Raw genomic sequence first — 13,744 nt, 5'->3', positions numbered from 1 at the left:
GGTGGCCTGAGTTTTTTGGCGCCTGGCCTTGTGGGCAGGCGACATGAATTCTTGGATTACCGGATAGGGTCCCGGCGCTGTGTAGTTTTACTACAAATCAATCGGCATTTCATGCTTTTGAGGCGAAATGATAGTAGTAAAACTACAGAAAAATGGCTCGTGGCCTCTGCTCGGGTTGTGGGAAAAATCGATACGGGTGGTAAAAGCTCCGTCATCAAAGGGTTTGCTGCGATGTTTTCTACCAAGAAATCGGTTTTTTCAGCTATTTATAACTTTTGTACGACAGTCTGTCCGAGGCCTTGTTTTACGTGCCTTGCAGCCCACCACTTTTTCACGCCGTTCAAGGATAGACCATGAGCTTGCCTTCGCTGGCCGAGTTGCCCGCTTCCTTCGCGCCGCTGGTCGAGCGCAATAAACAGTCGCTGCGCAGTGCGGTCGCAGACGCTGGCCTGCAACTGGACGACTGGAGCCCAGAACGCTGGCAGCAGTTTGACCGGGTTTGCGCGGCCAGTGACTTTGTCCTGCAACAGGTGCTGCGAGACCCGCAGATGCTCCTGGACCTGCTGGCCAGTGGCGAACTGGACCGCTCGTTCGCTGCCGGTGAGTTGTGCGCCCAGGTGGCTGCAGCGGCCCAGGCGGCCACGACGGAAGACGAGTTGGCGCGCAACCTGCGCCGACAGCGCACGCGCCAGCAGGTGCGGATCATATGGCGTGATCTGAATCGCCAGGCCGATCTGGTGCAGACGTGCCGTGACCTTTCCGACCTGGCCGATGCGGCCATCGATCAGGCCTATCAATGGCTGTACCCGCGTCAGTGCCAGCAGTTCGGCACACCCATCGGCCACCGTAGCGGCGAGCCGCAGCACATGGTGGTGCTTGGCATGGGCAAGCTCGGCGCGGTCGAGCTGAACCTGTCTTCGGATATCGACCTGATCTTCGCCTACCCGGAAGGCGGGGAAACCGAAGGGGTCAAACGTTCGCTGGATAATCAGGAGTTCTTTACCCGCCTTGGTCAACGCCTGATCAAGGCGCTGGACCCGGTCACCGTCGACGGTTTCGTATTCCGGGTCGACATGCGTTTGCGCCCTTATGGCTCGGCTGGCGCGCTGGTGCTCAGCTTCAATGCCCTTGAGCAGTACTACCAGGACCAGGGTCGAGACTGGGAACGCTACGCGATGATCAAGGCGCGGGTAGTGGCTGGCGATCAGACCACTGGCGCGCAGTTGCAGGAAATGCTGCGGCCATTCGTTTACCGGCGTTACCTGGACTTCTCGGCGATCGAAGCGCTGCGCACCATGAAGCAGTTGATCCAGCAGGAAGTCCGGCGCAAGGGCATGGCCGACAATATAAAGCTGGGGGCTGGCGGTATCCGCGAGGTCGAATTTATCGCCCAGGCGTTCCAGTTGATTCACGGCGGGCGTGACCTGAGCCTGCAGCAGCGGCCGCTGCTCAAGGTGCTGGCAACCCTTGAAGGGCAGGGCTACCTGCCGCCTGCGGTGGTTGCCGAACTGCGCGAGGGCTATGAGTTCCTGCGTTATACCGAGCATGCCATCCAGGCAATTGCTGACCGCCAGACGCAAATGCTGCCTGACAGTGAGCTGGACCGTGCCCGGATCGCCTTTATGCTTGGCTTTGCCGACTGGGCGGCGTTCCATGAACAGTTGATGTACTGGCGTGGGCGCATCGACTGGCATTTCCGCCAGGTCATTGCCGACCCCGACGAGGACAGCGAAGCCGGTGAAGAGGTGGTCGGAGGCGAATGGCTGCCGTTGTGGGAAGAGGTACAGGATGAGGAGGCCGCCTGCCGTCAGTTGCAGGACGCCGGATTTGTCGACGGGCCCAAGGCGCTGAAACAACTGGCCGGCCTGCGCGCAAGCCCACAGTTGCGTGCCATGCAGCGCCTGGGTCGTGAGCGCCTGGATGCCTTTATTCCACGCCTGCTGGCGCAAGCGGTGGAGCATGCTGATCCCGATCTGGTACTGGAGCGGGTATTGCCGCTCGTCGAGGCGGTGGCGCGGCGTTCCGCCTATCTGGTGCTACTGACTGAAAACCCAGGCGCCTTGCGGCGCTTGCTGACCCTCTGTGCCGCCAGCCCCTGGATTGCCGAGCAGATTGCGCGCTTCCCGCTGCTGCTTGATGAGCTGCTCAATGAAGGTCGCCTGTTCAGCCCGCCTCATGCGCCGGAGTTGGCTGCCGAGCTGCGTGAGCGGCTGACGCGTATTCCCGAGGATGACCTGGAGCAGCAGATGGAGGCGCTGCGGCACTTCAAGCTGGCGCACAGCCTGCGTGTTGCTGCGTCGGAAATTGCCGGCAACCTGCCGTTGATGAAGGTCAGTGACTACCTGACCTGGTTGGCTGAAGCGATCCTCGATCAGGTGCTGGCCTTGGCCTGGCGCCAGACGGTGGCCCGTCATGGCCAGCCTAAACGCAGCGACGGTAGCCTCTGCGATCCGGGCTTCATTATTGTGGGCTACGGCAAGGTGGGCGGTATCGAGTTGGGCCACGGCTCGGACCTGGACCTGGTGTTTATCCATGACGGCGACCCGCAAGCCGAAACCGACGGTGCCAAACCGATCGACAGCGCGCAGCTTTTCACGCGTCTGGGGCAACGGATCATCCACTTGCTGACCACTCAGACCAACTCCGGCCAGTTATACGATGTCGACATGCGCTTGCGCCCGTCCGGCGCCTCGGGGCTGTTGGTCAGTTCGCTGGGCGCGTTCGAGCGTTATCAGCAGAACGAGGCCTGGACCTGGGAGCATCAGGCGCTGGTGCGTGCCCGTGTGCTGGTCGGGTGCCCGCAGGTCGGCGCAGCGTTCGAGGGCGTACGTGCCCGTATCCTCGGTCAGAGCCGCGACTTGGGTAAACTGCAGACCGAAGTGAGTGAGATGCGCGCCAAGATGCGTGACAACCTCGGGACCAAGGCGACGGCTGCCGGTACGGCGGCCAATGCCTATGACGCCGGTATGCCCTTCGATATCAAGCAGGACGCCGGTGGTATCGTCGATATCGAATTTATGGTGCAATACGCCGCTTTGGCCTGGTCTGACAAGCATCCGGCCTTGCTGCGTTACACCGATAACATCCGCATCCTTGAAGGGCTTGAGGAAGCCGGGTTGATGCCGGTCAGCGATGCGGTGCTGCTGCGTGAGGTCTACAAGGCATTCCGTTCGGCTGCACATCGCCAGGCCTTGCAGAAACAGGCCGGGGTCATCGATGCCGGGCAGTTCGTCAGCGAGCGGCGCGAGGTGCGGCGTATCTGGGCTGAGTTGGGTCTGAAGTGAGGGGTTCGAGCCGTTGATTCAGGCGATGGAAGGCCTGCTGCGACCACATGGCGTACACTGGTCGGATCAAGCCTGATTATAAAGAGGGGAGGCCAGGCTGTTGATGAACAGGCTGCAGCCTCCCTGATCGTTTCTGGATAAAGCATGAGAATTTTGATCATTGGGCCCAGCTGGGTGGGCGACATGGTAATGGCACAGACCCTGTTCCATTGCCTGAAGCAGCATCACCCCGAGTGTGTGATCGATGTGCTGGCACCTGAATGGAGCCGGCCGATCCTTGAGCGTATGCCTGAAGTGCGCAAGGCCTTGAGCTTCCCGCTCGGCCACGGCGTGCTGGAGTTGGCGACCCGTCGGCGTATCGGTAAATCCCTGGCTGGCGAGTACGATCAGGCGATTCTGTTGCCCAATTCGATGAAGTCGGCGCTGGTGCCGTTCTTTGCCGGCATCGCTCGGCGTACCGGCTGGCGTGGCGAGTTCCGCTACGGTCTGCTCAATGATGTGCGTACGCTCGACAAGGCACGCTATCCGTTGATGATCGAGCGCTTCATGGCCCTGGCGTATCCGGCCGGTGCCGAGCTGCCCCAACCCTATCCGCGTCCGAACCTGCGCATCGAGGCCGAAAGCCGAGAGGCCGCGCTGGCCAAGTTCGGCCTGAGCCTGGATCGCCCGGTATTGGCCTTGTGCCCTGGCGCCGAGTTTGGTGAGGCCAAGCGTTGGCCGTCCGAGCATTACGCCAAGGTTGCTGAAATCAAGATCCGTGAAGGCTGGCAGGTGTGGCTGTTTGGCTCGAAGAACGACCATGCGGTGGGCGAGTCGATCCGTGAGCGGCTGATCCCTGGGCTGCGCGAGGAATCGACCAACCTCAGTGGCGAAACCTCCCTGGCCGAGGCGATTGACCTGCTGTCCTGCAGTGACGCGGTGGTGTCCAACGACTCTGGCCTGATGCATGTGGCTGCGGCCCTTAACCGTCCGCTGGTGGCGGTTTATGGCTCGACCTCGCCGGGCTTCACCCCGCCGTTGGCCGATCAGGTGGAAATCGTTCGCCTGGGCCTTGAGTGCAGCCCGTGTTTCGAGCGGACCTGCCGCTTTGGTCACTACAATTGCCTGCGCCAGCTGGAGCCGGATGCCGTGGCTGCCGCGCTGCAGCGGTTGAACGGCCCGACGTTGATTGATGTCATGGCCGAGGTCGACTAAGTGCGGGTATTGCTGATCAAGACGTCTTCTTTGGGTGACGTGATTCACGCGTTGCCGGCGCTGACCGATGCGTCCCGGGCGATTCCCGGCATCCGCTTCGACTGGGTGGTCGAAGAGGGTTTTGCCGAGATCCCCAGTTGGCATCCTGCGGTGGACAAGGTCATTCCGGTGGCTATTCGCCGCTGGCGCAAGAACCTCTGGCAGACCTTCAAGAGCGGTGAATGGCGCCAGTTCAAGCAGCGTCTGCGTGAACGCCAGTACGACCTGGTGATCGATGCTCAAGGCTTGGTCAAGAGCGCCTGGTTGACCCGCTACGTCAAGGCGCCGGTAGCTGGCCTTGACCGCTATTCGGCCCGCGAAGGCCTGTCGAGCCGGTTCTATGACCGTCGACTGTCGGTTGCCAATGGCCAGCACGCGGTCGAGCGGGTGCGTCAGCTGTTCGCCTTGTCGCTGGGCTACGACCTGCCTTCCGGTTTGGGTGACTATGGCCTTGATCGTGCCCGCTTGCAGGAAGGCATCGCGGCACCGTTCGTGGTGTTTCTGCATGGCACCACCTGGGACACCAAGCACTGGCCTGAGGCCTACTGGCGGGAGCTGGCCGAGCGCATGGGCCGCCTGCGTGTCGAGGTGCGTTTGCCGTGGGGGAACCCGGCCGAGCGTGCGCGTGCCGAGCGTATTGCCCAAGGGCTGAGCAATGCCAAGGTCTTGCCGAAACTGAATCTGGCCGGTGTCGCCCGGGTGCTGGCGTCGGCCAGGGCCTGTGTGGCGGTAGATACCGGCCTCGGGCACTTGGCGGCAGCGCTGGATGTGCCAACCCTGTCCTTGTTCGGGCCGACCAACCCAGGGCTCACCGGTGCCTATGGCAAGGCGCAGATACACCTGGGGAGCAATTTCCCCTGTGCGCCCTGCCTGCAGAAGAAATGCACCTACAAACCGAGCGCTGACGATCAGCGTCGGTTCGATCTCAAACGCGAGTGGCCGTTGTGTTTCACTCGCTTGAATCCCGAGCACGTCGCGGGCCGATTGAGCGCGCTGCTGCTGGCTGAGGATGTTCGTTGATGCAACTGGCTTTCGTGCTCTACAAGTATTTCCCGTTCGGTGGCCTGCAACGCGACTTCATGCGCATTGCGTTGGAGTGCCAGCGTCGCGGGCACCAGATCCGTGTCTACTCGTTGATCTGGGAGGGCGATGTACCTCCGGGCTTTGAAGTGTTGGTGGCGCCGGTCAAGGCGCTGTTCAACCACCGACGCAATGAAAAACTCAGTGCCTGGATGGCGGCCGACCTGGCCAAACGCCCGGTCGATCGCTTGATCGGTTTCAACAAGATGCCCGGCCTGGACGTTTACTATGCGGCTGACGGTTGCTTCGAGGACAAGGCGCAGACCCTGCGTAACTCGCTGTACCGGCGTTGGGGCCGCTACCGGCATTTTGCCGAGTACGAGCGGGCGGTATTTGCGCCAGAGTCCAAGACTGAAATCTTGATGATCTCCGAAGTGCAACAACCACTGTTCATCAAACACTACGGCACGCCGCTGCAACGTTTCCACTTGCTGCCACCGGGCATCTCCCAGGATCGCCGGGCGCCGGCCAACGCCGCAGAGATTCGTGCGGCGTTTCGCCGTGAGTTCAAGTTGTCGGAAGATGAACTGTTGCTGGTGCAGATCGGTTCGGGTTTCAAGACCAAAGGTGTCGATCGCAGCCTGAAAGCCCTGGCGGCACTGCCTTCGGACTTGCGCAAACGTACCCGGCTGATGGTGATCGGTCAGGACGACCCCAAGGTGTTCCAACTGCAGAGTACGGCGCTGGGCCTGGGTGAGCACGTGCAGTTTCTCAAGGGGCGCAGCGATATTCCGCGCTTCCTGCTCGGTGCCGACCTGTTGATTCACCCGGCCTACAACGAGAACACCGGGACGGTGTTGCTGGAGGCCCTGGTGGCGGGTTTGCCGGTGCTGGTCTCGGCGGTCTGTGGTTATGCCCATTACATTGCCGAGGCTGACAGCGGCCTGGTGCTCGATGAACCCTTCGAGCAGGAGCAGCTTAACCAGTACCTGCAACGCATGCTTGAAGACAACACCGCTCGCGCCGCCTGGGCGCGTAATGGTTTGGCGTTTGCCGACAGTGCCGACTTGTACAGCATGCCCGAGCATGCCGCCGATGTGATTCTGGCGCAGGAGCGCGCATGAAGCTGAAACTGGCTGAACCCTTCAAGCGCCTGTGGGCCGGGTGCGATGCCTTCGAGGCTGTTGAAGCCTTGCAAGGCCAGGTGTACCGCGAGCTGGAAGGCCGCCGTACCCTGCGCACCGAGGTCGAGGGGCGGGGTTATTTCGTCAAGATTCACCGTGGCATTGGCTGGGGTGAGATCTTCAAGAACCTGTTCACGGCCAAGCTGCCGGTGCTCGGTGCTGGCCAGGAATGGCGCGCCATTGAGCGCCTGCACCAGGTCGGCGTCCCCCACCATGACCGCAGTGGCCTATGGTGAGCGTGGCAGCAACCCGGCGACTCAGCACTCGTTCATCGTGACGGAGGAACTGGCGCCCACGGTCAGCCTGGAAGATTTCAGCCTGAACTGGACCCGGCAGCCACCAGAGCCGCGCCTGAAAAGGGCGTTGATTGCGGAAGTGGCGCGCATGACCGGCACCATGCACCGCGCAGGGGTCAATCACCGTGACTGCTACATCTGTCACTTCCTGCTGCACACCGACCGTCCAGTGACGGCGGATGACTTCAAGCTTTCGGTGATCGACCTGCACCGCGCTCAAACCCGCGCGCAGATCTCCCGGCGCTGGCGCGACAAAGACCTGGCAGCGCTGTACTTCTCGGCTCTGGACATTGGCCTGACTCCGCGCGACAAGCTGCGTTTCCTGCGCGGCTATTTTCAGCAGCCATTGCGTCAGGTTCTGGCCGAAGAAGCCGCCTTGTTGCGCTGGCTGGAGGGCAAGGCCCAGAAGCTCTATGCGCGCAAGCAACGGTATGGGGATGCGCTCTGATGGCGGGTTGGACACTTGACCCTGCCTATGCGGCACTCGCAGCCGATTTTGGCAGTATCGATGCGGTCTTCGCGCTTCAGGGTGAGCGCTTGACGCACGATCTGTTGAGCGAGGTGATCCGGGTTCAGCGCGACGGAATCAACTATTACGTCAAACGCTATGTCGGTGCTGGCAAAGGCCTGCGCCGTTACCTCGGGCGCCCACGGATCAAAGCGGAATGGCAGAACCTCAGGCAGTTTGCAAAGTGGAACATCCCTACCGCCGAAGTGATCGCCTGGGGCTTGGAGCGCAACGGCCTGAGTTTTAGCCGCGGGGCGATGATTACCCGTGAGTTGCCGCATACCGAAGACTTGTCGGCGCTGGCGGAACGCCGTGACCCGCGCTTGCGTGACCGCGCCTGGGTTGACCACCTGAGTCAACAGCTGGCGCGGCATACCCGCTGCATGCATGACCAGCGTTTTACCCACAACGACCTTAAGTGGCGCAACCTGCTGGTCGATGATCAGGGCACGTTGTTCCTGATCGACTGCCCGACGGGCGACTTCTGGTGGGGCTTTATGCTGCGCTACCGGATTACAAAGGATTTGGCATGCCTGGATAAAGTGGCCAAGTATCAGTTGTCGGCTACCCAAAGATTGCGCTTCTACCTGCAGTACCGTGGGTGCAAGCGGCTCGATGCGGCGGACAAGCGGCGCATTCGGCATGTTGTCAGGTTTTTTGAGGGACGTGAATGAGCGATTTTCTGGCCAGTGGCGAGTTGGCATTGCTCGCCCGTCATGGCCTGAGCGATTTCGACCAACTTTGGGCACTGCAGCTCGATGCGGTCGATGAGCCCAATACCGGGCGTGGTGGCTGGAGCAGCGTTTACCGCTTGGAGCTTGAGGGGAAGGGCTACTACCTGAAGCGTCAGAGCAACTACCTGACTCGCACCTTGCACCGGCCATTCGGTGAGCCGACGTTTGCCCGCGAGTTTCGCAATATCAGCCGTTACCAGGCCCTGAGCATCCCTGCGTTGCAGGCGGTCTACTACGGTGAGCGGCGTATTCGCGGTGAGCGTCGAGCTATTCTGATGACCCGTGCACTGGACGACTGGAGCGACCTGGAAAGCCTGCTGGAAAAGTGGCCGCAGCTGTCGGCGTCGAAGCGTCAGGGCATTCTTCAGGTGTGTGGACGAGCCGCGCGTAAGCTGCACCGCGCCGGTCAGGTGCATTGCTGTTTCTATCCCAAGCATATTTTTCTGCGTGAGCGCCGTGATGGCTGGCAGGCACGGCTGATTGACCTGGAGAAAACGCGACCGTTGTTGTTTGGCATGCGCGACCGGCTGAAAGACCTGGAACCATTGCTGCGGCGTGCCCAGGCCTGGAGCGAAGGCGATGTGCGTGTGCTGCTGGGGGCTTATCTGAAACAGCCAGCAGACAGCGCTTTGGTCGATAATTGGTTGGAGCGCCTGACGCGCCGCCGCTGTATTAAAGAGGCTCGCTGATGCAATTGTCTGAACTCAAGAGCGCCGGACGTCGCCCGACGCTGCCACTGAGCATTTCCCTGGCCGATGCAGCCGGTGCTGCCGATCTGCAACTGCTCACGCTATTGCGGGTGTTGCCTGGGCAACGCTATGTCGGTGCCGGGGTCTGGCGTGGCAAGCCCGTACTGGCCAAGCTGCTGGTGGGCAACAGCGCTGCGCGGCACTTTCAGCGTGAGCTGGAGGGCGTGCGCTTGCTTGCCGCGCAAGGGCTGACCACGCCGCGGCTGTTGGCAGATGGCCTGCGCGAGGGCGAGGGTGGCTGGCTGCTGTTCGAGTTTCTTGAGGGTGCACTCAGCCTGGCCGACGCCTGGGCCGAAGTGGAGAACCTGCCGTTGCTGGCAGACGAGCAGCAGCAGGTGCTGGGCGAGGCATTGGCTGCGGTGGCGCAGATGCATGCCAAGGGCCTTTGGCAGGAAGACCTGCACCTGGACAACCTGTTGCGTCACAACGGTCAGCTGTACCTGATCGACGGGGCCGGTATCAAGGCCGAAACCCCTGGCCAACCGCTGTCGCGTGATCGGGTGCTGCAGAACCTTGGGGTGTTGTTTGCGCAGTTGCCCAAGCGTCTTGAACCGTACATCGAAGAACTGTTGGTTCATTACCTGTTGGCCAATGGTGAACATGCGCTGGTACTGGAAGCGCTGCAGAAACAGACCGACAAGGTGCGTGCCTGGCGGCTGAAGGACTACCTGGACAAGGCCGGCCGTGAATGCACGCTGTTTAGCGTCGAGCGCGGGCTTTCCGGCTTGCGGGCCGTGCGCCGCGATGAGTTGGCCGCGATGAGCGCTGTGCTGGAGCAGGCCGATACCTTGATCGAGCAGGGGCATATGTACAAGACCGGAGGGGCCGCCAGTGTCGCTCGGGTCGAGGTCGATGGCCGCCGTCTGGTGATCAAGCGCTACAACATCAAGAATGCCGCTCACTGGTTCAAGCGCTTCTGGCGCCCGAGCCGTGCCTGGCATTCATGGATTGAAGGGCATCGCCTGACGTTTCTGGAAATCGCCACGCCGAAGCCGCTGGCGGTACTGGAACGGCGGACCTGCGGCTTGCGTGGTCGCGCTTACCTGGTGACCGAGTACATGGACGGGCCTGACCTGGTCGAGTGCTTTGCGCCGTATGTCGAGCGCGGCGACGTGCCTCAGGAGCAGTTGCAGGCTCTACAGCAGTTGTTGGAGCGCTTGATCCATGAGCGCATCAGCCATGGTGACCTGAAGGGGCACAACCTGTTCTGGCAGGATGGTCGTTGGGCGCTGATCGACCTGGATGCGATGAGCCACCATGCGACCCAGCTCAGCTTCGCCCCGGCATTTGCCCGCGACCGGGCGCGGTTGCTGCGCAACTGGCCCACGGACAGCGCCCTGTACCAGCGGCTGGATCGGGAACTGCCGACGCTTGCCTGAGCGTCAGCGTGCTTGCTTAGAAGAGCTGACGCTGCTGCTGACGCCGGCGCCAGCCGTTTAGCCGCTGTTCAAGCGCCAAGGGGCTGTCGATGTGTTGCCGTTTTGCCTGGTTGAACAGGATCAGGGCCAGTTCGGCAGTGACCATGGCGTCGGCACTGGCATGGTGGCGTTCGCTGGCCTCCAGGCCGAAGTAGTAGGTCCAGTCATCAAGCCCGGCTTCACGCAAGGTGGCGTTGGGGTTGAGCTGGGGGGCCAGTTCGGCCACATCGATGAAAGGGTGTTGCAGGCGGTAACCCAGGCTGTCTTTAAGGGCGCGGCTGAGCATGCGCTGATCAAAGGGTGCATGAAAGGCCAGTATCGGGCTTTCGCCAACAAACTCCATCAGGTCAAGCAAGGCTTGCGCGGGGTCGCAACCGGCAGCAATGGCGCTGGGGCCAAGGCCATGGATCAGTACGCTGGGGCTGAGTTTGTGGTCGTGTCGGTGCAGGGTGCGCTCAAACTGTTGGCTGAAGTCGATGGCGCCGTCCTCAATGACTACCGCACCAATCGACAGTACCTGGTCACGGTTGACGTTCAACCCACTGGTCTCCAGGTCGAGAACAACCCAGCGTTGTTCGTCTAGCGGGCGCTCGTCGAGGGCGGCAGCGCCAGGCAATTGTGCCAGGCGCTGCGCTTGTTGTTCGTTAAGGTGGGGCTGGCGGGGACGCAGCCAGGCAAACAGACTCATAACTGGTACCGCAGGGTCAGGCTGGCTTGCAGGCGCTGGGCCTGGCGCAGGGATTCACGCAGGATGCGTCGGTCCAGATGGTTCAGGCTGTCCGGGTCGACGCGGTTGGAGTAGGGCAGGTGATGCCGGGTTTGCAACTGGTGTTGCTGCATCCGGGTCTGCTGGATGAAGTGGTAGGCCTCTTCATAGGCCGCACCGTCCAGCGGGTCGATGACGTCCTTGGCAACCAGTTGGCGCAGGCGCTCCAGGGTGTTGTTGGCGCCGATGCCATTGGCCAGCGCGAGCAGGCGTGCGCCGTCGACGAACGGTGTCAGGCCCTGAACCTTAAGGTCGAGTGTTGCGGCCTTGTCGTCGCCCTGGCGCGTCAGGACGAAGTCCCGGAAACGGCCAACCGGTGGGCGCTGACGCAAGGCGTTTTCGGCCATCATGCGCTGGAACAGACGGTTGTCTGCTACCTGCTCAAGAATGCCCTGACGCAGTTGCTCGCAGGCGCTTTCGTCGCCCCAGACCACCCGAAGGTCAAAGTAGATGCTTGAAGCCAGCAGGTTTTCCGGCGTGGCTTCACGAATGAAGGCGGCGAAGCGGCGGGCCCACTCGGCGCGTGAGAGGCACAGCTGTGGATTGCTGGCCATGATGTTGCCTTTGCACAGGGTGAATCCACATTGGGCCAGGCCTTGGTTGATGTGCAGCGCCAGCGGCAACAGCTTGCTGCGGATCTCTTCGGCCTGGGCCGCATCGCGTGCCTCGAAGATAATGCCGTTGTCCTGGTCGGTATGCAGGGTTTGCTCGCGTCGCCCTTCGCTGCCAAAACACAGCCAACTGAACGGCACACCCGGATCGCCTTTGTCCTGAAGCGCCAACTCGATGACGCGGCAGACCGTATGGTCGTTGAGCAAGGTAATGATCTGGGTAATCTGGGTCGAGGATGCGCCGTGGGCCAGCATGCGCTCGACCAGTTGACCGATCTCGCCGCGTATCGATACCAGGTTCTCGATGCGTGGTGCGTTGCGGATGGTGCGGGCCAGGTGCACCAGGTCCACCCGTTGCAGGGAGAACAGGTCACGTTCGGACACCACACCACACAGGCGTTTGTCTTCCACCAGGCAAACGTGGGCGATGTGCCGCTCGGTCATTGCAATGGCCGCATCGAAGGCACTGGCCTCGGGACTGAGGAAGAACGGCGCGTGGGTCATGTGCTGTTCGATCGGCGTGGCGAAGTCGGCGCTGGCGTCGGCCACCACCTGACGAAGGTCGCGCAGGGTGAAGATGCCAATCGGTGCTCGCTGTGGGTCGACGATGACGATGCTGCCAACCTGTTGTTCATGCATCAGCCGTACCGCTTCGCGCAGCGCTGTCTCGGGGCCGCAGACCACCGGGTGACGCATTGCCAGCTCGCCCAGGCGAGTGTTCAGCGAGTACTGAGTGCCCAGGGTTTCGACGGCCTTGCGCTGGACTTGCTGGTTGACCTGATCAAGCAGGCTGCTGACCCCACGCAGGGCGAAGTCCCGGAACACGTCAGACAGCGTGAACAGACGAATGAACGCGGCTTTAGGTAACCGCAGGCAGAAGGTGTCCTCGGCGGCCAGATGCTCGGTACGGGTCGCACGCTCACCCAGCAGCGCCGCCAGTGGGAAGCACTCGCCACTGGTGATTTCAAAGGTGGTTTCAGTGCCGCGTTTGGCGGTGTGCGGGCGTTCGCCGACCACACGCCCCTGTTTGACGATGTAGAAATGCTCCACAGGCCCATCGGCGGGCTTGATGATACTTTCGTCGGCAGCATAGAAACGCAACTGGCACTGTTCAACCAGATAGGCCAGATGGGCGTTCTCCATCTGGTTGAACGGAGGGAAACGCTGCAGGAACTGCATGGTTCCCTGAATGTTCTGCATGACTGCCGTCTTGCCGGCTTGGGCGAAGGCGTCCATTTTACTCATGTGTTCGACCACATCTCTGGGCTCGGCGGCGCAGCGCCGAAGATTGTTCTTGTCTGCCTCCATGGTCGGTCGCAGGCCCGGCAGTGCCCATTGGACGTAAGTCTAAAAAACGCGGCATAGGCAGGTTGATTGGCGTCAGGAGCGGGCTGCAGGCCATCCATTAAGCGATGAAAGGCAGGTTGCAAGGCGTCCGAATGCAGTCTGAACTTGTTCCAGTGGGCAATTTTCTACGTGCATGGAGCCGTGATGACCGATCATGAAAATATCTTGAGTGACGCCGAGCGTGAGGCGTTAAGCGCGGTCATGCAGGCTCCGGCAGCCCTGACAGTATTGATTGTCGACGACCCGCGCAATGCCGCTGAACTGCTGGCTGCGCAGCTCTCCAGCCATGGCGTGCAGTGCCTGGTGCTGGATGACGGCCAAGCGGTACTTCAGCGGCTGAAGAAGGATCGGACAATCGGCCTGTTGATCACGGGCCTGCATATGGCCCCGGTCGATGGCCTGGCGTTGATTCGGTTGATTCGGGGAACGGAACGGGCGGCCTTGCCTATCGTGATTACCTCTGCTGAGGCTGATGTGCAGGATGCGATCTCGGCAATGCGCCTGGGCGTAGTGGACTTTTTGCTCGGGCCGATCGATATGGAGGCGTTGCTGGCGCTGGTGCGGCGGGAGTTGGGTGTGAACTGAGCGTGAGGC

Annotated in this window: 10 protein-coding genes and 1 pseudogene; 9 read left to right on the top strand and 2 right to left on the bottom strand. The window is 61.6% G+C overall.

The features are described from left to right. Window positions 1-353: 353 nt before the first annotated feature. The 8 genes and pseudogenes from glnE (at window position 354) to ACZ9H3_RS13655 (ending at window position 10,387) form a co-directional block, all read left to right on the top strand. Window positions 354-3,284, top strand: coding sequence for a bifunctional [glutamate--ammonia ligase]-adenylyl-L-tyrosine phosphorylase/[glutamate--ammonia-ligase] adenylyltransferase (gene glnE / locus ACZ9H3_RS13690; RefSeq protein ID WP_476221113.1), 2,931 nt, complete (start codon window positions 354-356; stop codon window positions 3,282-3,284). A 144-nt stretch (window positions 3,285-3,428) separates the two neighbouring features. Further along, window positions 3,429-4,478: a lipopolysaccharide heptosyltransferase II gene (gene waaF, locus ACZ9H3_RS13685; RefSeq protein ID WP_065760762.1), complete on the top strand. Its 1,050-nt coding sequence runs from the start codon at window positions 3,429-3,431 to the stop codon at window positions 4,476-4,478. After that, entirely contained in the window at window positions 4,479-5,537 is a 1,059-nt protein-coding gene (gene waaC / locus ACZ9H3_RS13680) for a lipopolysaccharide heptosyltransferase I (RefSeq protein ID WP_065760761.1), read from the top strand. Further along, window positions 5,537-6,661: a glycosyltransferase family 4 protein gene (locus tag ACZ9H3_RS13675; RefSeq protein WP_476221110.1), complete on the top strand. Its 1,125-nt coding sequence runs from the start codon at window positions 5,537-5,539 to the stop codon at window positions 6,659-6,661. Before waaC ends, ACZ9H3_RS13675 begins: the two co-directional genes overlap by 1 nt. After that, window positions 6,658-7,465: pseudogene (gene rfaP, locus ACZ9H3_RS13670) on the top strand (lipopolysaccharide core heptose(I) kinase RfaP). The gene ACZ9H3_RS13675 and the pseudogene rfaP overlap by 4 nt, the downstream one beginning before the upstream one ends. Beyond that, window positions 7,465-8,199: a lipopolysaccharide kinase InaA family protein gene (locus tag ACZ9H3_RS13665; RefSeq protein WP_102052198.1), complete on the top strand. Its 735-nt coding sequence runs from the start codon at window positions 7,465-7,467 to the stop codon at window positions 8,197-8,199. Before rfaP ends, ACZ9H3_RS13665 begins: the two are co-directional and overlap by 1 nt. Then, complete coding sequence (locus tag ACZ9H3_RS13660) at window positions 8,196-8,948, top strand: lipopolysaccharide kinase InaA family protein (protein ID WP_102052197.1); 753 nt, start codon at window positions 8,196-8,198, stop codon at window positions 8,946-8,948. Before ACZ9H3_RS13665 ends, ACZ9H3_RS13660 begins: the two co-directional genes overlap by 4 nt. Continuing rightward, window positions 8,948-10,387 carry a lipopolysaccharide kinase InaA family protein gene (locus ACZ9H3_RS13655; protein WP_476221107.1) on the top strand — a complete coding sequence of 480 codons (1,440 nt, stop codon included), beginning with the start codon at window positions 8,948-8,950 and terminating at the stop codon, window positions 10,385-10,387. Before ACZ9H3_RS13660 ends, ACZ9H3_RS13655 begins: the two co-directional genes overlap by 1 nt. 16 nt (window positions 10,388-10,403) lie before the next feature. Here the strand turns inward: ACZ9H3_RS13655 and ACZ9H3_RS13650 are convergent, their stop codons facing one another. Together ACZ9H3_RS13650 and ACZ9H3_RS13645 are read right to left on the bottom strand one after the other, a co-directional pair. Further along, window positions 10,404-11,114, bottom strand: a complete 711-nt coding sequence (locus tag ACZ9H3_RS13650) for a 3'-5' exonuclease (RefSeq protein WP_065760755.1) — start codon at window positions 11,112-11,114, stop codon at window positions 10,404-10,406. Next, window positions 11,111-13,048 carry a DUF294 nucleotidyltransferase-like domain-containing protein gene (locus ACZ9H3_RS13645; RefSeq protein WP_476221105.1) on the bottom strand — a complete coding sequence of 646 codons (1,938 nt, stop codon included), beginning with the start codon at window positions 13,046-13,048 and terminating at the stop codon, window positions 11,111-11,113. Before ACZ9H3_RS13645 ends, ACZ9H3_RS13650 begins: the two co-directional genes overlap by 4 nt. A gap of 246 nt (window positions 13,049-13,294) precedes the next feature. Here ACZ9H3_RS13645 and ACZ9H3_RS13640 point away from each other — a divergent pair, with 246 nt between their 5' ends. Continuing rightward, window positions 13,295-13,735, top strand: coding sequence for a response regulator (locus tag ACZ9H3_RS13640; protein WP_476221103.1), 441 nt, complete (start codon window positions 13,295-13,297; stop codon window positions 13,733-13,735). The last annotated feature ends 9 nt before the right edge of the window (window positions 13,736-13,744 follow it).

The sequence above is a fragment of the Pseudomonas sp. TE3910 genome (assembly GCF_056279025.1).
This window is presented reverse-complemented; position numbering and strand designations above follow the sequence as displayed.